The organism is Streptomyces sp. NPDC001443 (assembly GCF_053597355.1).
Genome location: NZ_JBSFIA010000052.1, coordinates 1 through 18004 on the forward strand (window position 1 = coordinate 1; position 18004 = coordinate 18004).

At 70.7% G+C, this 18004-nt stretch carries 20 protein-coding genes and 1 pseudogene; 12 read left to right on the forward strand and 9 right to left on the reverse strand.

Going from position 1 to position 18004, the window contains the following annotated elements; all coding sequences use genetic code 11:
- Positions 1–268: 268 nt before the first annotated feature.
- Complete coding sequence (locus tag ACWC24_RS36900) at positions 269–712, reverse strand: hypothetical protein (protein WP_450667281.1); 444 nt, start codon at positions 710–712, stop codon at positions 269–271.
- Positions 713–1066: 354 nt separating this feature from the next.
- Between ACWC24_RS36900 and ACWC24_RS36905 the strand changes: the two genes are divergently transcribed.
- The gene (locus ACWC24_RS36905) at positions 1067–1429 is read left to right on the forward strand and encodes a PRC-barrel domain-containing protein (RefSeq protein ID WP_450667282.1); all 363 of its coding nucleotides are present in this window, start codon (positions 1067–1069) and stop codon (positions 1427–1429) included.
- Between the two features lie 71 nt (positions 1430–1500).
- On the opposite strand, the gene ACWC24_RS36910 is transcribed toward ACWC24_RS36905, so the two are convergent.
- A complete protein-coding gene (locus ACWC24_RS36910; RefSeq protein WP_450667283.1) occupies positions 1501–1884 on the reverse strand; it encodes a winged helix-turn-helix transcriptional regulator in 384 nt (127 codons plus the stop codon).
- Between the two features lie 93 nt (positions 1885–1977).
- On the opposite strand from ACWC24_RS36910, the gene ACWC24_RS36915 reads away from it, so the two are divergent.
- On the forward strand, positions 1978–2622 hold the full coding sequence (locus ACWC24_RS36915; RefSeq protein WP_450667284.1) for an NADPH-dependent F420 reductase: 645 nt from the start codon (positions 1978–1980) through the stop codon (positions 2620–2622).
- Between the two features lie 202 nt (positions 2623–2824).
- On the opposite strand, the gene ACWC24_RS36920 is transcribed toward ACWC24_RS36915, so the two are convergent.
- Complete coding sequence (locus ACWC24_RS36920) at positions 2825–3109, reverse strand: hypothetical protein (RefSeq protein WP_450667285.1); 285 nt, start codon at positions 3107–3109, stop codon at positions 2825–2827.
- Positions 3110–3354: 245 nt separating this feature from the next.
- On the opposite strand from ACWC24_RS36920, the gene ACWC24_RS36925 reads away from it, so the two are divergent.
- Positions 3355–3846 carry a DUF2975 domain-containing protein gene (locus ACWC24_RS36925; protein ID WP_450667286.1) on the forward strand — a complete coding sequence of 164 codons (492 nt, stop codon included), beginning with the start codon at positions 3355–3357 and terminating at the stop codon, positions 3844–3846.
- Positions 3846–4097 carry a helix-turn-helix domain-containing protein gene (locus ACWC24_RS36930; protein ID WP_450667287.1) on the forward strand — a complete coding sequence of 84 codons (252 nt, stop codon included), beginning with the start codon at positions 3846–3848 and terminating at the stop codon, positions 4095–4097. Before ACWC24_RS36925 ends, ACWC24_RS36930 begins: the two co-directional genes overlap by 1 nt.
- Before the next feature lie 10 nt (positions 4098–4107).
- Here the strand turns inward: ACWC24_RS36930 and ACWC24_RS36935 are convergent.
- The 5 genes and pseudogenes from ACWC24_RS36935 to ACWC24_RS36955 form a co-directional block, all read right to left on the reverse strand.
- A pseudogene (locus tag ACWC24_RS36935) lies at positions 4108–4863 on the reverse strand (YhjD/YihY/BrkB family envelope integrity protein); the annotation flags it as partial.
- A 75-nt stretch (positions 4864–4938) separates the two neighbouring features.
- A complete protein-coding gene (locus ACWC24_RS36940) occupies positions 4939–7038 on the reverse strand; it encodes a SpoIIE family protein phosphatase (protein ID WP_450667288.1) in 2100 nt (699 codons plus the stop codon).
- A gap of 127 nt (positions 7039–7165) precedes the next feature.
- Complete coding sequence (locus ACWC24_RS36945; protein ID WP_450667289.1) at positions 7166–7513, reverse strand: STAS domain-containing protein; 348 nt, start codon at positions 7511–7513, stop codon at positions 7166–7168.
- Complete coding sequence (locus tag ACWC24_RS36950) at positions 7510–8799, reverse strand: PP2C family protein-serine/threonine phosphatase (RefSeq protein WP_450667290.1); 1290 nt, start codon at positions 8797–8799, stop codon at positions 7510–7512. The genes ACWC24_RS36945 and ACWC24_RS36950 overlap by 4 nt, the downstream gene beginning before the upstream one ends.
- On the reverse strand, positions 8799–9602 hold the full coding sequence (locus ACWC24_RS36955; RefSeq protein WP_450667291.1) for an alpha/beta fold hydrolase: 804 nt from the start codon (positions 9600–9602) through the stop codon (positions 8799–8801). The genes ACWC24_RS36950 and ACWC24_RS36955 overlap by 1 nt, the downstream gene beginning before the upstream one ends.
- A 188-nt stretch (positions 9603–9790) precedes the next feature.
- Here ACWC24_RS36955 and ACWC24_RS36960 point away from each other — a divergent pair, with 188 nt between their 5' ends.
- Positions 9791–10303, forward strand: a complete 513-nt coding sequence (locus ACWC24_RS36960) for a hypothetical protein (protein ID WP_450667292.1) — start codon at positions 9791–9793, stop codon at positions 10301–10303.
- An 8-nt stretch (positions 10304–10311) separates the two neighbouring features.
- Here the strand turns inward: ACWC24_RS36960 and ACWC24_RS36965 are convergent, their stop codons facing one another.
- Positions 10312–11412 carry a sensor histidine kinase gene (locus tag ACWC24_RS36965; RefSeq protein ID WP_450667293.1) on the reverse strand — a complete coding sequence of 367 codons (1101 nt, stop codon included), beginning with the start codon at positions 11410–11412 and terminating at the stop codon, positions 10312–10314.
- An 87-nt stretch (positions 11413–11499) separates the two neighbouring features.
- On the opposite strand from ACWC24_RS36965, the gene ACWC24_RS36970 reads away from it, so the two are divergent.
- The 7 genes from ACWC24_RS36970 to ACWC24_RS37000 all read left to right on the forward strand — a co-directional run bounded on the left by ACWC24_RS36970 (position 11500) and on the right by ACWC24_RS37000 (position 18003).
- Complete coding sequence (locus tag ACWC24_RS36970) at positions 11500–12615, forward strand: endonuclease/exonuclease/phosphatase family protein (protein WP_450667294.1); 1116 nt, start codon at positions 11500–11502, stop codon at positions 12613–12615.
- A gap of 92 nt (positions 12616–12707) precedes the next feature.
- Positions 12708–13742, forward strand: a complete 1035-nt coding sequence (locus tag ACWC24_RS36975) for a hypothetical protein (RefSeq protein WP_450667295.1) — start codon at positions 12708–12710, stop codon at positions 13740–13742.
- A gap of 230 nt (positions 13743–13972) precedes the next feature.
- Positions 13973–14350, forward strand: coding sequence for a PaaI family thioesterase (locus tag ACWC24_RS36980; protein ID WP_450667327.1), 378 nt, complete (start codon positions 13973–13975; stop codon positions 14348–14350).
- Between the two features lie 109 nt (positions 14351–14459).
- Positions 14460–14687 (forward strand): hypothetical protein, encoded by a 228-nt coding sequence (locus ACWC24_RS36985; protein ID WP_450667296.1) that lies wholly within the window; start codon positions 14460–14462, stop codon positions 14685–14687.
- Between the two features lie 223 nt (positions 14688–14910).
- Complete coding sequence (locus ACWC24_RS36990) at positions 14911–15462, forward strand: type 1 glutamine amidotransferase domain-containing protein (protein WP_450667297.1); 552 nt, start codon at positions 14911–14913, stop codon at positions 15460–15462.
- 850 nt (positions 15463–16312) lie between these two features.
- On the forward strand, positions 16313–16636 hold the full coding sequence (locus tag ACWC24_RS36995; RefSeq protein WP_450667298.1) for an HGxxPAAW family protein: 324 nt from the start codon (positions 16313–16315) through the stop codon (positions 16634–16636).
- A 38-nt stretch (positions 16637–16674) separates the two neighbouring features.
- Positions 16675–18003 carry an MFS transporter gene (locus ACWC24_RS37000; RefSeq protein WP_450667299.1) on the forward strand — a complete coding sequence of 443 codons (1329 nt, stop codon included), beginning with the start codon at positions 16675–16677 and terminating at the stop codon, positions 18001–18003.
- The last annotated feature ends 1 nt before the right edge of the window (position 18004 follow it).

Consider the following 18004-nt stretch of genomic DNA (forward strand, 5'->3'; position numbering starts at 1 on the left):
AGGTCCTTGTAGCGGAGCTACCAGGGCCTTTCGGCAACGCGGCGAGGGTGCGTGCCGGACACCGCCCGCCGGGCCCCACTTTTGTTCGGAGCTCTAAGACCTCCGCCGTCGACCCCGGGCACGACGAGCCGATCCGGCGACGCGACGACGCCCCCGCCGAGTCCGCTCCACCGGCTGCCGCCTCCTCCCCCGGCCGGCATCACTGGTTCGGCCACCGGGCGGCGTCCGGCTGACAGCGGCCGGGGCCCGCTCGCGCCCTCGGAACGCGTCAGGGGCCGGGAGGCGTTGCGGTGTGGTCCGGGTGGCCCGGGGTGCGGCGGACCGTCTTGAAGTGGGCCTCCAGCAGGTGGTCGCGGCCCTCGGCCAGGTCCTCGACGATCTGGCGTTCCATCGCGGCGAAGGGCCGGTAGTAGGTGGAGTTGTAGGCCTCGACGATCTGGAAGGTCCAGCATCCCGGGACGACGTTCCTGCCGACGAGCTCCCGTTCGACCAGTGCGGCCTGCTCCTCGTGGCCCGCCTCGCGCAGGAGCCGCACCGCGTAGTCGAGTTCGAAGTCCGCCGTCCCGGTCAGCTGGTGGAACCCGTACAGATGGCCGCGGGCCCGCTCCGTGGTCTCCAGCGCCTTCGACAGCGCGCCCAGGGCGCGCACCGTCTTCCCGTCGACACCGTGGGGCACCTGGTGGGCCTGGTCCAGCTCGCGATCGTTCTCCATGGTGTTCCTCTGCCCGGAAGGCGCCCCGCCCAGCGGGCGACTGGGCCGTGCGGCGTACACCGGGCCCGCCCGTCTCCTGCGGGTGGCGGACCACCGCTCCGCCGTCGCGTGCGGTCCCGATTCTCCGACGGCCGGTACGGAGCGGATATCGGGGGTACCCGCCGGACAGCCGGGCCGGAAGACCGACCTCCGTCCCGGTTCCGGATTCGATCCGATGCGCGTGACGCGGTGAATGCGGGACCCACGAGAACCGAGGGGACGCAGGACCCGTCGCGTGCGGCGTACGAGCCCAAGGAGGTGTCGGCAGAAGCCTTTTCTGCCGTCCCTCCGTTGACCGGAGGAGTTGTTTTTCGCGTGACTGAGCATGTGTGGAACTACCAGCCGACCGCCGGCCGTCTGGCGGGTGCGGACCTGACGGGCTACAAGGTCGAGGCGACCGACGGAAGCATCGGAAAGGTCGACAAGCACTCGGACGAGGTCGGTGACGCCTACCTGGTCGTCGACACCGGCGTGTGGATCTTCGGCAAGGAGGTCATGCTGCCGGCGAGCACCGTGGTCAGCATCGACCCCGACGACGAGAAGGTCCTGGTCGACCTCACCAAGGAGCAGATCAAGAACGCTCCCGAGTTCCACCGGGACAAGCACCTCGGCGACCCGGGGTACCGGGACGAGCTGGGTGCGTACTACAGCGCTCCGTACGGCGACTACCGCGCCTGACCGCGCCACGCACCACTCCGGGCCCGGCACCCCTCGGGGTGCCGGGCCCGGGCACGCTCGTCCGCGCGCCCCTATCCGGCCGCTGCCCGGTCGCCGGTGCCGGCGCCGTGCCGCTCTTGAGCGGCAAGGACCTGATCCGCGTGCTCGACGGCCCACCGGCCGAGCGCGGCCAGCGGTCCCTCGGCGAGGCTGTCGCCCAGCTCGGACAGCTCGTACGCGACAGAGCGGTCGGCCGGTGCGGTGATCCGTGTGATCAGGCCGTTGGCGCACAGCCGGCCGAGGGTCTGGGTCAGGACCTTGTCGCTGACGCCCGCGATGTCGCCCAGAAGGTCGATCCGGCGACGCCTGCCCGCGCGCAGGGCCATCAGCACCACGGGGTCCCAGGTGTGGGAGATCAGGTCGGCGGCCAGGCGCACCGCGCAGTCGGCCGCGAAGGGTGAACAGTGGTCGGTCACACGTCCCTTCCTACCGGATTCGGGCCTACCGATCGGTAGGCCCGAGGTTCCTACCGTACGGGGTGTCAGGACTTCGAGGAGTGGGAGAGCGACGTGCGGATCGGGATTCTGGGCACCGGCGTGATGGCCGCGGCGCTGGCGGAGGCGTGGTCGCGCCGTGGCCATCATGTCCTCGTCGGCGGCCGTTCGCCGGACAGGGCGCGGGCGATCGCCGAGCGGCTCGGCGAGGCGGTCGAGGCGTGCGAGCCGGTACAGGTGGCCGAGGCGGCCGATGCCGTGGTCGTGGCGGTGGCGTGGGAGGGGCTCGACCGGATGCTCGCCCTCGCCGAGGCCGACCGGGGGTCGCTGGCGGGCAAGACCGTGATCGACTGCACCAATGCCGTCGACTACGCCTCCGGCCTGCTCAAGCCGTCCACCGGCTCGGCGGTGGAGCACATCGCCGAGCGGGCCGTGGGCAGCCGCGTGGTCAAGGCGCTGCATCTGTTCGCGGGAGCGGGCTGGCTGGCTCCGACGCCGGCGGGGCGACCGAAGCGGACCGTGGCGATGTGCGGCGACGACGACGCGGCGCTCGCCGTCGCCGCCGAGCTGATCCGCGACCTCGGTGGCGTGCCCGCCACGATCGGCGGACTGGAGCACGCCCGGCAGCTCGAAGGCGTGGCGGGTTTTGTGATGCGGCTGGTCGCCGCGGGGCACAACCCCGTCACCGCGGTGCCCGTCGTCGACCGGTCACAGGGCTGACGGCACGAGGTCGTCCCGCCACCGTCCCTGCCGGGCAAAGCGGCCGACCGGGGTACGGCGTCACGACTCGACCGGGAAGCGCAGGCATGGCCGCGGCCGTCCGCTTAAAGTCACCTGAGGGAGCAGGCCGGCGGACCGCTCTGCCCCTTCCCGGCCGGGCGACTTCACCCCATACCGGCCGGGACCCAGGCCGAGCCGACCGTCACGAGTGGGCCACGACCTCGCCGGCCACGACCTGGGGAGGGCTGGGGAGCAGTGCGGCCAGGTGGTCCCGTACGAAGTCCGCAGCCCTCGCGATCGACTCGTCGGCGCCGGACCGGTCCCGGAAAACGCTGGTCGAGACCATCACTCCGTCCCCGGCGTCGATCCAGTAGTAGGCCACGAAGCCGGATACCTGGCGCATGATCGGCACGAACCCGTCGTTCACCAGACGTGCGGCCTCGGCCGGATCGGTCACCCCTTCGTACCGTCGGACTGCTGCGTACATCACCGAGCTCCTCACGGCGTTCCGGGTCGTCCTCTGCCTGGACCTCGTACCCCCGGGACGGCCGGCCGGGCTCCTGGGGCGTGCGGCAATCACCTGAAAGGCCGCCCTCGGGCGGTCCGAACGGCGGCCGACGCCCCGGGTCCGCGGCCCTGCCCGCGTCCGCCACGACAGGGCATCGACACGCACCTTGCCCCACCTATCGAGATTCGATAGATTCCCATCGTAACTCGATTGAAGGATGGGTCATGGGAAAGCTGACCGTGCACGCGCTGCGCGCCGTGCTCATGGTGGTGCTCGCCGGCACCGTGCTCGTACAGGCCGGGATGGTGTGGGTGCTGGTCAGCGGGAGCGACCCGGAGGACGGGTCGATACCGCTGACCGCGTTTCGCGTGATCACGGTCCTGGGCATGGTGTCGGCCCAGGTGGCCCTGGTCAGCGTCTGGCGGCTGGTGGCGATGGTGCGACGCGGAACCGTGTTCTCCCACGCCGCCTTCCGGTACGTGGACGCCGTGATCGGCGCGATCGTGGCGATCGCCCTCCTGTGGTTCGCGGTCACGGCCGTCAACGCGCCGGGCCAGCGGGAGGACCCGGGCGTCACCGTGATCATGGGCGGGATCGGCCTGGCGATCCTGGGGGTCGCGCTCGTCGTGCTCGTACTGCGGATGCTGCTCGCCCAGGCCGTCGCGCGCGATGTCGAAGCGGCGCAGATGCAGGCCGAGTTGGACGAGGTGATCTGATGCCGATCGCCGTCGACATCGACGTGATGCTGGCCCGGCGGAAGATGTCCGTGGGCGAGCTCGCGGACCGGGTGGGGATCACACCCGCCAACCTGGCGGTGCTCAAGAACGGCCGCGCCAAGGCCGTGCGCTTCGCGACCCTCGCCGCGCTCTGCGAGGTGCTCGAGTGCCAGCCGGGCGACCTGCTGCGCTGGGAGGCCGAGGACGCCGAGGACGCCGAGGGCGCCCTGGAGGGACGAGGCGGCCGATGAGCGCGCCGCCGTAGACGGTGTAACCGACACCGACCAGCCAGGACTGCACCACCAGGATGATGCCGACCGCGCCGTAGGAGACCGCGTTGGACACGATGAGCGGCACGAAGACCAGTTCGGAGAAGATCCGCAGACCGGCGAAGGCGGCCACGGTGGCGAACGCGCCGGGAAGCAGGCGCAGCCAGGTGACGCGCGAGTCGAGGAGGAGGTGCTGGAGCCACCAGAAGTAGAGCACGCCGCCGCACGCGCCCACCGCGATCCGGGGTGTCGTCGCGGCAGCGCTGCCGAGCCAGGGAAGGCCACGCCAGGTGCTGAGGAGGATGAGTGCGATCAGTCCGGCCAGGCCCAGAACCTGGCGCCACAACGTGTGCCAACGACCGGGCGGAAGGTGCCAGATCCGTTGGTAGGCGTTCTGGACTGCGGCCATCAGCGAGATGCCGAACACGGCGAGGCCGACCAGACCCAGCGCGGTGGTGGTGCTCAGGACGGCGCGGCGGGAGGCGAACAGCCTGTCCACCGCCTGGGCCGAGCTGCCGGACACGCCGAGACCTTCGTTGATCCAGTCCGCGACCCCGCTCCCCCGGGCAGGCAGAGCCGCCGTGATCACGACGAGCAGGGGCACCAGCGTGACGAAGAACAGGGTGGCGAAGGCCATCGCGCGGTGCAGCAGCTCGATCTCCCGACCGGCGCGCCACACGCTCCCGGCGGCCTCGCCCACCTGCCGAATCGCCCTGCCGACGGGTGAAACGTTCCGGTCCCCGGCCACGTACCCCGGGTACCTCGGCCGGCGCCCGCCATGCCCACGGATCGCATCGGGAACGCGTGCCCCCGCCGCCCCCTCTCAGCGGTCCTGCAGTACGAGCAACGCGATGTCGTCGAGGCGTTGCTCTGCGGTACCGGCCTTGCTCAGCACGGTGTCGATGAGCAGGTTCAGGTCCTGGTCGTCGGCTCGGGCGAGGTGGCGGGCGAGACGGGCTATGGAGTCGTCGAGGTCGACGCCCGGTGTCTCGACGAGGCCGTCGGTGTACAGGGCCAGCAGCATCCCCTCGGTGAGCGGATGCTCGGTCATGGGGAAGCTCGCGTCGGGGTCGATGCCGAGGAGCGGTCCGGGCCGGACCTCGAGGGGCCGGGTCCCGCCGCGGGGAAGGCGCATGATCGGTGGCGGGTGACCGGCACTGGCCAGGATCATGCTTCGGCGGGCGACGTCGAGGTGGACGTAGAGGCAACTGGTGAACAGATCGGAGCCGAGATCCGCGACGAGCCGGTTGGTCCGGCGAAGGACCTCGTCGGGGGTCGTGCCGAGGGTCGCGTGGGCGTGGACGCCGGTGCGTACCTGCCCCATCAGGGCGGCGGCGGCGACGTTGTGTCCCTGCACGTCCCCGATGACGGCGGCCACCGCGGTGTCGCCGAGGCGGATCAGGTCGTAGAAGTCTCCGCCGATGTCCATGCCCCGGGTGGCGGGGAGGTAGCGGGCGGCCACGCGCAGGCCGTCGATCGTGGGGAGACTCTGCGGGAGCAGCGCCTGCTGGAGGCCGTGGGCCAGTTCGTGTTTGGTGTCGTAGAGGCGGGCACGGTCGAACGCCTGGGCGATGAGTCCCGCCAGGGAGGTCAGGACGGCACGTTCCTCGGCGGCGAACGTGTGGGGGTTGTCGTAGGACAGGACGCAGATGCCGACCGGTCGGCCGGAGATGACCAGGGGCAGGAAGGCCCAGGCCTGTTTGTCGCTGACCGACGGGGCCTCGGGATGGCTGCGCCGCATCTCCTCGACGTCGGCGAAGAACGCGGGTGTGCCGACCGCCAGGACCTGCCCGGCAGGGGTGAGACGGGTGCCGAGCGGGAGGCCGTCCAGGCGCGCGACGGTCTCCGAGGCGTAGCCGCGGTGGCCGGTGATCCTGAACCGGCCGGCGTCGACGGTGGACAGGACGAGGCCGCAGGCACCGAAGGCGGGCATGATCTGGTCGGCGACCAGGTCGACGACATCCTGGACGCCCACGACCTCGGTCAGCGCGGCGGCGAGGTGTGTGAGCTGGTACAGCTGACTGACGCGGGCCGGGACGTCCCCGCCCGCGGGATCGACCGGCGGCGGGGGCGACACATGTGCGCTGCCGGGAAGGATGCGGACGCTGATCCCGCTGTCATCGGGGTAGAGGTGGAAGTCGAGGTACCGGTCCGGCGGACGGCAGGCGGTGAACGAGACGGGTTCCCGGCTGATCAGCGCGGCACGGTAGCGGTCCTCGTAGAGGGGGTCGTCGAGCCAGCGCAGCGACAGCCACGGCACGGTCCCCAGCAGTTGACCGGCGTCACCGCCCAGGAGGTCGCCCGCACCGGAGCTGATGTAGGTGAAGCGACCCTCCAGGTCGAGGGAGCAGCTTCCGCCCGGCAGCCGTTCGACGAAGTCGGTGACCGCCAGCGCCGAGGGCCGACGTCCGGTTCCCACAGGAACGGCGCGGGGCGCCGCATGGTGGACGGGCCGGCTCTGCTCGGCGGCTTCCTCGAGCACCCGGGCCAGACGACGGCAACTGGAGGTGATGTTGCCGCGCTCGCGCGGGGTCATGTGGGAGGGACGCGTGGCCGGCCACATCAGCAGCAGCGTCCCCCATCGCCGGGTGCCGACGACCGGCGCGGCTGCCAGCGCCAACGGATAGGGAAGCACCAGGGCGGTACGGGGGTAGGAGCGGGCCATTTCCTCCTGGCTGCCGACCCACACCATGCGCTCCTCGCGCACGGCCTCGGCCACGGGTGCCGGGGAGGCGAGCACGACCCTCTCCCACGGCGCGGCGAACTCGACCGGGAGGCCGCACACCAGTTCCAGACAGAGCAGCGGCTTGTCCGACGCGAGCAGGTACAGCGCACCGATGGACGCACCGGTCCGGCGCACCGTCTCCGCGAACGCGGCGTCCAGCACCTCGGCCTCCGTGCCCGGATCAGCGCCACTGGCCATGCCGTCCGCTCCTCTCGGGTCCTGGCTCCTTCCCACCTGCCCTCGTGCGCAGCTTCTGTCACTACTTGCGGAATATAAGACAGCTACGGCTGTCGCGCCGCGCACGGCGTCCGTTCTGGAACACCGGCTACTCCCGCGGTGGCTCCGAGGCCTCTCGTCGGTCCGAGTGGACAGGGATGATCTGGTCGAGGCCGACGATGCGCAGGATGCGCAGCGTGTGGGCGGGGACGGCGGCCAGGGCGATGTCCGCTTGTGCGGCCCGAGCGTGGTGATGGGCGGCGATCAGCGCGCTGAGGCCGCTGGAGTCGCAGAATTCCATGCCGCCCAGGTCCAGGAGCAGGCGCTGGCCCGGTCGCAGGGTGATGGTGGAGATCAGTGCGCGCAGTTCGGCGGCAGTGTCGTGGTCGAGCTCGCCGAAGATCTCCAGGACCGGACCGCCGGCGGCATCTCGGGTGATGATCCTCAGGGGGCTCATCGGCTGCTTCCTGTTCGGCAGTCGAGGGCTGGGACGCCGAGGGCGAGCAGAGCCGTATCGTCGTCGAGTCCGTCACCGAAGCCGTGCAGGAGGCCTGTCAGCGCCTGGACCAGAGCGAACGGGGGGCGGCCGGCCAGGTCGGCGGCGAAGGAGAGCAGGGCCTCGTCCCCGTACAGGCTGGTGCGGTCCTCGCCGGTGCGCGCTTCGGTGATGCCGTCGGTGTAGAGCAGGAGGGTGTCGCCGGGGGCGAGGACGGCCGAAGCGGCGCTGAAGGGCGCGGAGGGCAGGACGCCGACCAGGAGGCCGCCCGGGGTGGGCAGGAACTCGGCGGTGCCGTCGCCGCGCGTGATGATGGCCGGAGGGTGTCCGCCCGAGGCCAGATGGACGGCGACCTGCCCGGTGCCGGGACCGGGTTCGAGGGTGCCGAAGATCGCGGTGCAGTATCGCGGGTCACCGCTGCCGCCTGCGTACCGCTCGTGAAGCACCTGGTTCAGGGTGCTCAGGGCCGCGACGGGTTCGACCTCGTGCAGAGCGGCGGCGCGCAGGGTGTAGCGGGTCAGCGAGGTCACCGCGGCGGCCTGGGGCCCCTTGCCGCACACGTCGCCGAGGAAGAAGCCGAAGCGCTTGCCGTCGACCGGGAAGACGTCGTAGAAGTCGCCGCCGAGCCGGTCGGGGTGGGCGGTGTGATAGTAGGCGGCCGTCTCCATGCCCGGTATCGGCGGCAGGGTGTCGGGCAGCAGGGACTGCTGGAGGACGGCGAGGGCGTCTTTGAGCCGGGATCGGTCCGCCTCCGCCTGCCTGCGCGCTTCTTCGGCCTCCTTCCGCCCGCGCAGGAGTTCTTCCTCGTAGGCACGGCGGTCCCGGGCGTCGAAGAGGGTGGTGCGGATCAGCAGGGCCTCACCGGTGCTGCCGTACTTGACCACGGCGGAGACCAGCACCGGCATCCGGCCGTCGGCCTGCTTGATCTCCAGGGCGATGCCGTTGATCTCGCCCTGCATCCGCAGCAGCGGTGCGAAGTGCGTCTCGTGATAGAGCTTGCCGCCCACGGTCAGCAGGTCGGTGAACCGCATCCGGCCCACCACCGCCTCACGCTCCAGGCCCAGCCAGGTGAGCAGCGTCGTATTGATCTTCGCGACGGTGCCGTCCATCAGCGTGGACAGGTATCCGCACGGTGCGCTCTCATAAAGTTCCTCGGCGCTGTCCTCCAGCAGTGCGGCGAACGTCGGATCGGCCGACTCCCCGTCGTGGGCGTCGTGCGGATCGGGGTGCTGCCCGGCGCGGCACATCACCAAAGGCCCGCCAGGAAGTCCCGGATGGCCTCATTGGTGACTTCGGGCGCGGACAGGTGCGGGCAGTGCCCGTGCGCATCCAACGTGACAAGGATCGAACCGGGGATCGCCTCGTGGATGAAGGCGCCCACCTCACGGGGAGCGATGACGTCCTGGGCGCACTCCAGTACCAGGGTCGGCACCCGCACGTTCTTCAGGTCCTGCCGCGAATCCGACAGGAACGTGGTCCGGGCGAAGACTCGCGCCATGTCCGGATCGGTGGCACAGAAGCTGTTCTTCAGCTCCTCGCCGAGGTGGGGCCGGTCCGCGTTCCCCATGATCACCGGTGCCATCTGCGCCGACCAGCCCAGATAGTTCGACTCCAGCGACGTCAGCAGTTCGTCGATGTCGTCGATGCTGAAGCCGCCGTGGTAGCCGTCGTCGTCGATGTACCGCGCGGACGGCGCGATCATCACGTGTGCCGCGATCCGCTCCGGAGCCATGCCGGCCGCCAGCACACCGATCATCGCGCTGACGGAATGGCCCACGAACGCCGCGTCGCGCAGATCGAGCACCTCGCACACCTCGACCACGTCCTGGGCGTAGCCGGCCAGGGATGTGTAGCGGTCCTCCGAGAACGCGGTCGCGTCCGAGCGGCCCGAACCGACGTAGTCGAACAGCACCACCCGGTAGTCCTCGGCCAGGGCGGGCAGGGTCAGCCTCCACATGTTCTGATCGCAGCCGAACCCATGAGCCAGCACCACTGTCCGCCCCCGCGGGTTGCCGGTGACGGCGACATTGTTCCTCCGAGCGACATCCATGCTCTTCAGTCTCTCAGGTACCGCCCAGGGCCTCGGTGTGAGCCGCATGCTGTGACGCCGGCCATTTCCCCGGACAGATCGCCTGTCTACGCTGTTGCGTCACAGGCGGGGCAGCGCGGCTCCGCGAACCAGCTCGCAGGACGGATCGGCCGGACACCGGCGAGCGCGCTCCCGGGAGACCCACTGCCGTGACCGATGACCTGACGCCTGTCATAGCCGCCTCCACTCGATGGCTCCTGGCCGCCTACCCCGCGCCCGCGGGCGCGCTCAGCCGGGCGCTGGCCGAGGCCCAGGCCCGGCAGGCCGCATTCCTCGCTGCCGCCCTGCGCTACCCCACCGACTTCGACGTGCAGCTGCTTCATCTGCTCGCGCCCAGCGGCGCGCACCGGCTGGACTGGCTGAACGGATACGATCCGCAGCCCGACGACTCTGCCTGGCGGACCTGGGTCGACGAGACCGTCGTCAGCTGGGCGGCCTGTCTGCTGGCGGATCCCGCCCTGGCCTCGTCCGCCCAGCGGGCCGTCAGGGAGACCGAGCACCACGGCGACGCGGGTGACCTGCATCGGCTGACCGATCCCGGCAGCCGGGATCACGAAGCCGCCGTGCTGCTCCGCCATCCCGACCTGCTCGAAACCGTCGCCGCCCTGCACCGATCCGAGCTCGTGGAACTGCTCAGCGTCGAGGGCGCCGAGCTGCCGTGATCCTCCGCTCACCGGTCGGTCCGCCTGTCCACGGCGGGCAGTTCCACGGTGATGCGGAGCCCACCGGCGGAGCGTGGGGTGAGGGTGAGCGTGCCGTCGTGTGCGTGGGTGATGGTCTTGACGATGGCGAGGCCCAGGCCGACACCCGCGTGATCGGTGTGTACGCGTTCGGTGCCGCGCTGAAACGGTTCGGTGAGTGTCGAGACCAGCTCCGGTGTGAGCTTCTCACCGGTGTTCTCGACGGTGAGCACCACGGTCTCGGGGCGCACGCTGGTGTCGACCCACACCGTGCCCTGCTGGGGCAGGTTGTGGACTATGGCGTTGTGCACGAGGTTCATGGCCGACTGCAGCAGGAGCGCCTGCGATCCGAGGGTGCGGCCGACGGCTCCGCCGGTCTCTATGGTGACGCCGTGCTTCTCCGCGAGGGGCAGGAGTGTTTCGGTCGCCTCCTCCGCCAGGAGGGACAGGTCGACCGGCTCCCGGGCGAAGGAGCGCTGGTCGGCGCGGCTGAGCAGGAGCAGTGCCTCGGTGAGGCCGATGGCTCGGGTGTTGACGGCGTGGAGGCGGTCCATGAGTTCGCCGGTGTCGGCGCTCGGATCGGTGCGCGCCACGTCGAGAAGCGTCTTCGAGATCGCCAGCGGCGTGCGCAACTCGTGTGAGGCGTTGGCCGCGAATCTCCGCTGCTCGGCGACATGGGCTTCGAGTCGCTCGAGCATCGCGTCGAAGGCGTCGGCCAGTTCGTGGAACTCGTCGCTGCGGCCTTCCAGCTCGATCCGGTGGGAGAGCGAGCCGTCCGCGGCCATGCGGGTGGCGCGTGTGATGCGGTTCAGTGGGGCGAGCATGCGACCGGCCAGGATCCATCCGCCCAGCAGGCCGAACACCAGCAGGAAGGCCAGCACGACGGCCGCGATCGGGGCGAAGTCCCGTAGTACGGAGTACTGGTAGTCGGGTTGGAGCAGGAGCCCGACGTGCGGCACACGGGTGAGGAACACCCACACCGCGGCGAGCAGCAGGCCGCCGGCCAGCATGAGGAACCCGGCATAGCTGAGGGTGAGTTTGACGCGGACGCTCAGACCGGGCTGCCTACCCTCGACGATCGGCACACGCATGCTCTCGATGCTACGAACCGGAACATATCGTCGGCATATCGAAAACCGGATACGTGCCGGCAACACCACATCGCTTTGACTGGCAGCATGACTCGAACCCCGCCGTCAGCACGAACAGCCACCGACCGTACGCGCGAGCCCCTGGCGGCCGGGCGGGGCGACGCCGGACTCCGGGATGTCCGGCCGGGGACGCTGCGCGTGCTCGTCCGCCGGGCCATCCGTGCCGGCTCCCGTCCGGGGCCCTGGAAGCGCGGGCCGGTGCTCGCGGCACTGGCGGTGCTGCTCGGCCTGCTCATGCTGCTGCATGCGAAGATCCCGAACCGGATCGGAAACCTCGGCAGCCTGGCGGAGACCTTCCTGCCGTGGTTCGGCCTGTTCGTCCCCGTGCTGCTGGCCGCGGCGCTGTGGCGCCGCTCCGCATCCGCGGTCGCCGCGCTGCTGCTGCCGGTCGTGGTGTGGGTGGGCCTCTTCGGCGGGCTGCTCGGCGACAAGTCCCACCCGGGGAGCGACCTTACCGTGGTCAGCCACAACGTCGACGCCGACAACCCCGACCCGGCCCGCACCGCCCGTGATCTGGCCGCTTCCGAGGCGGACCTGCTCGCCCTGGAAGAGATCACCGCGCAGGCCCGGCCGTTGTACGAGAAGGCGCTGGCGAAGGCGTACCCGTACCACACGGTGCTGGGCACGGTCGGGCTCTGGAGCAGGCTGCCGCTGTCGGACACGCGACCGGTCGACACCGGGCAGGACGTCGGGCCGCTGGGCGACGCCAAAACGGCCGACGAGAAGATGGCGTACAACCGGGCGCTGCGCACCACGGTGGCCACGGACCACGGGCCGCTGGTGGTGTACGTGGCCCACCTGGGATCGGTACGCGTCATGCCCCGGGGCGGCTTCTGGACGGAGAGCCGGGACAGGAACGCGCAGGCGCTCGCCGAGTCCATGGCCGCCGAGCACGACGGACGGGTGGTACTGCTCGGTGACCTGAACGGCACCACGGACGACCGCGCGCTCGCCGGCCTCACCTCGCAGCTGCGCTCGGCGCAGGAAGCAGCCGGGGACGGCTTCGGCTTCAGCTGGCCGTCGGCGTTCCCGGTCGCGCGGATCGACCAGATCCTGGTGCGCGGCGTGGAGGCGGACAGCTCGTGGGTGCTGCCGGCCACCGGCAGCGACCACCTGCCGGTCGCGGCCGGGATCAGCTGGTAGCCATCGCCACGGCCCTGATCCTGGATAGGCTGCCGCCGGTGTTTCCGGCAGGGGGGTCAGCGGTGATCGGGAGCGGTGACGCAGTCCGCGAGATGTCGGTGCCACCGGGTCTGGGTGCGGTCGCCGATCTGGCGCCGGTGCGCGATCGGGAACGGCCCGTGTGGCTGGTACTGGGCCTGGACGGGACGATCGGCCGATGGGACATGGAAGCCGGTGTCCACAAGGCCCTCGGGACCACCGCCGTTCCGGAGGAGCCCGACCGCAAGCCGTGGAACGGCCGTCGGCTGCGCAGACGCCTGCACGCTTCCCACGACGGCAGCTTCGCCGCCGTGGTCAACGACTACGGCCGGTTCGGGGAGGTGATCGACCTGCGGACCGGCGACGTCACGCTGACCCTGGACAACCAGGGCGGCCACGAAAGGACCGTGCCGTTCTCGCTGGAGTTCGCCCAGAGCCGCGGGCGTTGTGTCGTGATCCACCGCACGGCCTGGAACCGGCTGGACGTCTCGGACCCGCGGACGGGAGCACTGCTGACCGAGCGGTCGCTCGCCGCGCCTGCCGACGGGGACACCGATGCGGAGCATCGGCTCGACTACTTCCACGGCGCACTGCGTGTGAGCCCCGACGGAAGGCGGGTCCTGGACGACGGCTGGGTGTGGCATCCGGTCGGGATCCCCTCGGTGTGGGATCTCGACCGATGGCTCGAGGTCGACCTCTGGGAGTCCGAGGACGGTCCGAGCCGGGTCGATGTGTGCGGCCGGGAGTACTACTGGGATCACGCGATGACCTGGATCGACTCGGTCCGGGTCGCCGTCGGGGGTATCGGCGACGACGAAGATGTCATGCGGCCCGGTGCGCGGATCTTCGACACGAGTCGAACCGCCCGGACCGGACTGTGGCGCATGCCGACGGCCGTGGAGCTCCTTGCGTTCGAAGGCCCGACCGGGCGTTTCTTCAGCGACGGCACCTGCCTGTTCAGCAGCGGTGAGACCGATCTGTCGCTGTGGGATCCGGTCGAGGGGAAGCTCATGGGCGTCGTTCCCGGCTTCTCCCCCACGCATCACCACCGGTCCGCCCGACAGTTCGTGCAGGTCGTGGACGACGTGGCGCGCGTGTGGAGCGCTTGAGCAGCCGCCGCCCGCCCTCACGCGGGCTGGGCGGCGGCCGATTGCCCGGTCGCGGTCGGTCGCGGTCGGTCGCGTTCAGTACCGGGCGGGGCACCGTCGAGCAGTGCCATATTGGCGCCGTCCCACCGGGTACCCACGAAGGAGCGCACGTGGACGACCGAACGCGGCTGGAAGAGGCGAGTCCGCAGGTGCGGAAGCGCGTCCGGGCGAGTTTCGACCAGCAGGGGCTCATGGCCCACCTCGGCGCCCGCATGACCCACATCGGCCCCGGCCGCGTCCATGTCGTGCTTCCGGTCCGCCCCGAGGTGAGCCGGCAGCACGGTTACGTCCATGCCGGCGCCACCAGCGCCATCGCTGACAGCGCGGGCGGTTACGCGGCCCTCACGCTGTTCGACGAGGACTCCGATGTGCTCACCGTCGAGTACAAGATCAATCTCCTCGCGCCCGCCGCCGGTGACCATCTCGAAGCGATCGGGACCGTCCTGAAGTCCGGGCGCACGCTCACCGTGTGCCGGCTGGAGGTCCACGGCGTCGGGGCGGACGGCGAGCGGAAGATCGTCGCCGACGGGCAGCAGACGCTGATCCGCTTGAACAGACCGCCCGGGTGAGCACGCGGCTGCCACCGTCGGCTTTCGCGATGATTCGTCCGTATCCGGCGTGGGAACCCGGCTCGGGTCCCGTGGGCAGGACGTTCGAGACGGGAAGCGAGGAAGACGCGTGGGGTACGAGTTGCGTGCGCAGTATGCGGAGGATCCATCGCCGCGCTCCGCCGGGCCCGTCGTCGAGATCTGGCACATGACGGAGGAGGGCGAGACCCAGGCTCTGTGCGGGCAGCCGCTCGATCCGGCCGCGTGGACCCAACCGTCCACGGCCTGGGGCACGCCTGCGTCCGATCCCTTCTGCCGCGAGTGCGGGGTGCGCTACCTGCGGACGGGCGTCGGCTGACGTACGTGGCGGAGCGGGCGCTCCCGGCCCGTGAGGGGAGAATTCGGCGGGTCGACAGGGGGTACCCGATGGACGACGCGGTGGACTTCGGCGGCCTCTCACCGCCGCCGCATCCGGGTCGGCAGGAGGCCGGCGCGGGGCCTCGCGGCCGGACCGCGAGCCCGGGGAGCACACACCTCGCCGTGCGCGTTCCTCCGCCGCGTCCGAAAGGAGGGCGACCGTTATGCGCATCGCATTTCTGGTGGCGCCGGAAGGCGTCGAGCAAGTCGAACTGACCGCGCCGTGGAAGGCCGTGACGGAGACCGGGGACATCCCGGTCCTGGTCTCCACGAAGTCGGGCGAGATCCAGGCCTTCGACCACTTGGACAAGGCGGACACCTTCCCCGTCGACGCGGTCGTCGACGACGTCACGGCACGGGAGTTCGGTGCCCTGGTCCTGCCGGGCGGCGTCGCCAACCCGGACAACCTTCGGATGAACGACGCGGCGGTGGCGTTCGTGAAGGGCTTCTTCGAAGAGGGGCTGCCGGTGGCGGCGATCTGTCACGCGCCGTGGACTCTGGTCGAGGCGGACGTGCTGCGGGGGCGCACCCTGACGTCCTGGCCGAGTCTGCGCACCGACATCCGAAACGCCGGCGGCACCCATGTCGACGAGGAGGTACACCTCTGCGACGCGGGTTCCAACACACTGATCACGAGCCGCAAGCCGGACGATCTTCCCGCGTTCTGCAGGGCGTTCGTCACCGAGTTCGCCAAGACCGGGAGCGGGGCTTCCTAGCCCAGGCGTGAGCGGGCTTCCGCGAGCGGGGCTTCCGCGAGCGGGGCCACCAGCCCGGACGCGAGGCTTCGGGGCGCTTCCCGGCCCGTCCACGAGGCCCCGTCCATGACGAAGCCCGATCCGGGCGGATCAGGCCAGAAGTCCCGCCTGCATTCACTCTCTGCCCCTATGGACCGCCGCCCGGCACCCGTCCGGAGCGTTCATCGGGCCACCACGTTCGCGCGATGTCCTTCCGGATCTCGGGACGCGAGCCCCTCTCCGTCTCCTCCAGCGCGCGACGGCTGGACGTGGACTTCCTGCCGGACCTCTCCTGCACCATCCTTCGACGCATCTGCCTGCCTCCTCTGCTGCTCCTGCTGTCTCCTGTGTCCCTTGCTTCTCCAGAGTTCCGCGTTTCTGACAATCTAGACGCATTTCGCCCGAACTATACGAAATAGCAGTCCTGCTCGCCCGCCCTGGCATGTCCGCACTCGCGCGCCGCTACGACGGACACCCTTGCGCAGGCACCCGAACGAGGGGGCGACGGCTGGGGCACCATGCCTGACGCCGTCCCCATCCACGGAGGGGGACGGCGTCAACGCGCGCCGCACGCAGCGGCATACGGCGTGACTGAACCTCAGGAAGCTTGCTCAGCAAGCGCCTTGATGTCACGGAGGGGGCCTCCATCCCGGCGCGCAGCTCAGAGTTCGGCACGCCGGCTCGCCATGGCGCGGACGACGAGGACGTCGCGCTCCAGGCCGTCGACGGGGATGCGGGACGGGGACCGCCGTGCATTGAAACCCTTTGGCACGCAGGATAAATTCGTCGCTTGCTGAGCCATTGCAGTCCCCGGGCGCAAGGAGGCACGTACGTGAGCGGACACCACGACGAAGGCCACACCATCGCCGGATGGACCGGGTTCGCCGTCGCCACGATCGGGGCACTGGCCGTCGGTATGGGCATCGTCAGCTGGCGCCCGGGCATCTGGGTCGGCCTCGCCGTGCTGGTGACGGCGGCTCTGATCACGTGGGCTCTGCATCTGGCGGGCTGGGGCAAGCCGCCCGTACCGCGCAGCGTCGACCAGCGGCGGCTCTCGGCACGGGACCACACCGTGCGTGGCGGGCACGAGAACTGCCTCGGATGCCGGCTGGCAGGGCGCCACGGCGGCCGGGCCCGTACGATCGAGGCGCCCTGACGAACGGGGACCGGCACGGCGGACGCCGGGACGTCACGATGACCGCCGACGACAGCGGACCCGCCTCGCTCTGGCGCAACCGCGCGTTCCTGCTGTTGTGGGGCGGCCAGACGGTCAGCGAGATGGGGTCCCAGATCACCGTTCTCGCCCTGCCGTTGGTCGCCGTCGTGCTGCTGGAGGCCTCGGCTCTCCAGGTCGGTCTGTTGGCCGCGGCGCAGACGAGCGCGTACCTCCTGGTCGCTCTGCCGGCCGGGGCCGTGGTGGACCGGGTCGCCAAACGACGGCTGATGATCTGGTGCGACGCCGCCCTGTTCCTGGTGATCGGGTCGGTGCCGCTCACCCACGCGATCGGAGCCCTGACACTTGCCCAGCTCTACGCCGTGGCACTGGTCTCCAGCGTGCTCTCCGTCTTCTTCGCGGTCGCCTACCAGGCCTACCTGCCCGCGGTCCTCGAACACCACCAACTCCTGGACGGCAACGGCAAGCTCGCCGCCTCCCGGTCGGTCGCGCAGGTCGCCGGGCCCGGTACGGGCGCCGGTCTGGTGACGCTGGTCGGCGCCGCGGGGGCGATGGCGGCGGACGCGGTATCCTTCGCGGTGTCCGCAAGCGCGCTGACGGCGATCCGTACCCCCGAGCCCCGGCCGCCCCGGGCCGGGACCGGCCCGCGGACCACGCTGCGGTCGCAGATCCGTGACGGGCTCCGTCATGTCGTCCGCGATCCCATCCTGCGGAACTCGGTGGCGTTCACCGGCACGGCCAATTTCTTCGTCATCATCGTGGAGACCCTCGGCCCGGTCTTCCTGATCCGCACGCTGCACCTGCGCCCGGGCCTGGTCGGGCTGCTCCTTGCGCTGGGGGCCGTGGGTGGGGTGGCGGGCGGCGTGGCGGCGCCTCACCTCGCCCGGAAGTTCGGCTCCGCGCGGATCAGCTGGATCTCGATGACCGTGCTGTCGTTGCCCGGCCTGCTGATCCCGATGGCCGGATCCGGCTGGTGGGTGCTGCTGTTCGGCTTCGGCTGGATCTCGTGGACCTTCTCCTCCACTGTGTCGAGCATCTCGCTGACCAGTTACCGACAGGCCGTGTGCCCACCGGAGATGCTCGGCCGGGTCAGCGCCGCCGCTCGCTGGTTCACCTGGGGCACCCTTCCGCTGGGCGGCCTGGCCGGCGGCGCACTCGCCACCTTCCTCGGTGTCCGGACCACTCTGTGGATCGCCGTCGTCGGTGGTTGCTGCGCGGGCCTGTGGCTGTTCTTCTCGCCCTTGCGGAGCCTGCGCGACATCCCCCTCGGAGATCCCGGATCCAAGTCCGGGTCCGGGCCCGGACTTGAGCCCGAACCCGAAGCCAGAACCGTGACCGAGGGGTCGTAGG

Coding starts and splice junctions, on each gene's coding strand:
- ACWC24_RS36945 (WP_450667289.1), bottom strand. CDS start 7,513: ATGAGCCCCCTGAGGATCATCACCCGAGATGCCGCCGGCGGTCCGGTC.
- ACWC24_RS36920 (WP_450667285.1), bottom strand. CDS start 3,109: ATGTACGCAGCAGTCCGACGGTACGAAGGGGTGACCGATCCGGCCGAG.
- ACWC24_RS36970 (WP_450667294.1), top strand. CDS start 11,500: ATGACTCGAACCCCGCCGTCAGCACGAACAGCCACCGACCGTACGCGC.
- ACWC24_RS36975 (WP_450667295.1), top strand. CDS start 12,708: ATGTCGGTGCCACCGGGTCTGGGTGCGGTCGCCGATCTGGCGCCGGTG.
- ACWC24_RS36980 (WP_450667327.1), top strand. CDS start 13,973: ATGGCCCACCTCGGCGCCCGCATGACCCACATCGGCCCCGGCCGCGTC.
- ACWC24_RS36900 (WP_450667281.1), bottom strand. CDS start 712: ATGGAGAACGATCGCGAGCTGGACCAGGCCCACCAGGTGCCCCACGGT.
- ACWC24_RS36950 (WP_450667290.1), bottom strand. CDS start 8,799: ATGTGCCGCGCCGGGCAGCACCCCGATCCGCACGACGCCCACGACGGG.
- ACWC24_RS36940 (WP_450667288.1), bottom strand. CDS start 7,038: ATGGCCAGTGGCGCTGATCCGGGCACGGAGGCCGAGGTGCTGGACGCC.
- ACWC24_RS37000 (WP_450667299.1), top strand. CDS start 16,675: ATGACCGCCGACGACAGCGGACCCGCCTCGCTCTGGCGCAACCGCGCG.
- ACWC24_RS36955 (WP_450667291.1), bottom strand. CDS start 9,602: ATGGATGTCGCTCGGAGGAACAATGTCGCCGTCACCGGCAACCCGCGG.
- ACWC24_RS36965 (WP_450667293.1), bottom strand. CDS start 11,412: ATGCGTGTGCCGATCGTCGAGGGTAGGCAGCCCGGTCTGAGCGTCCGC.
- ACWC24_RS36930 (WP_450667287.1), top strand. CDS start 3,846: ATGCCGATCGCCGTCGACATCGACGTGATGCTGGCCCGGCGGAAGATG.
- ACWC24_RS36990 (WP_450667297.1), top strand. CDS start 14,911: ATGCGCATCGCATTTCTGGTGGCGCCGGAAGGCGTCGAGCAAGTCGAA.
- ACWC24_RS36925 (WP_450667286.1), top strand. CDS start 3,355: ATGGGAAAGCTGACCGTGCACGCGCTGCGCGCCGTGCTCATGGTGGTG.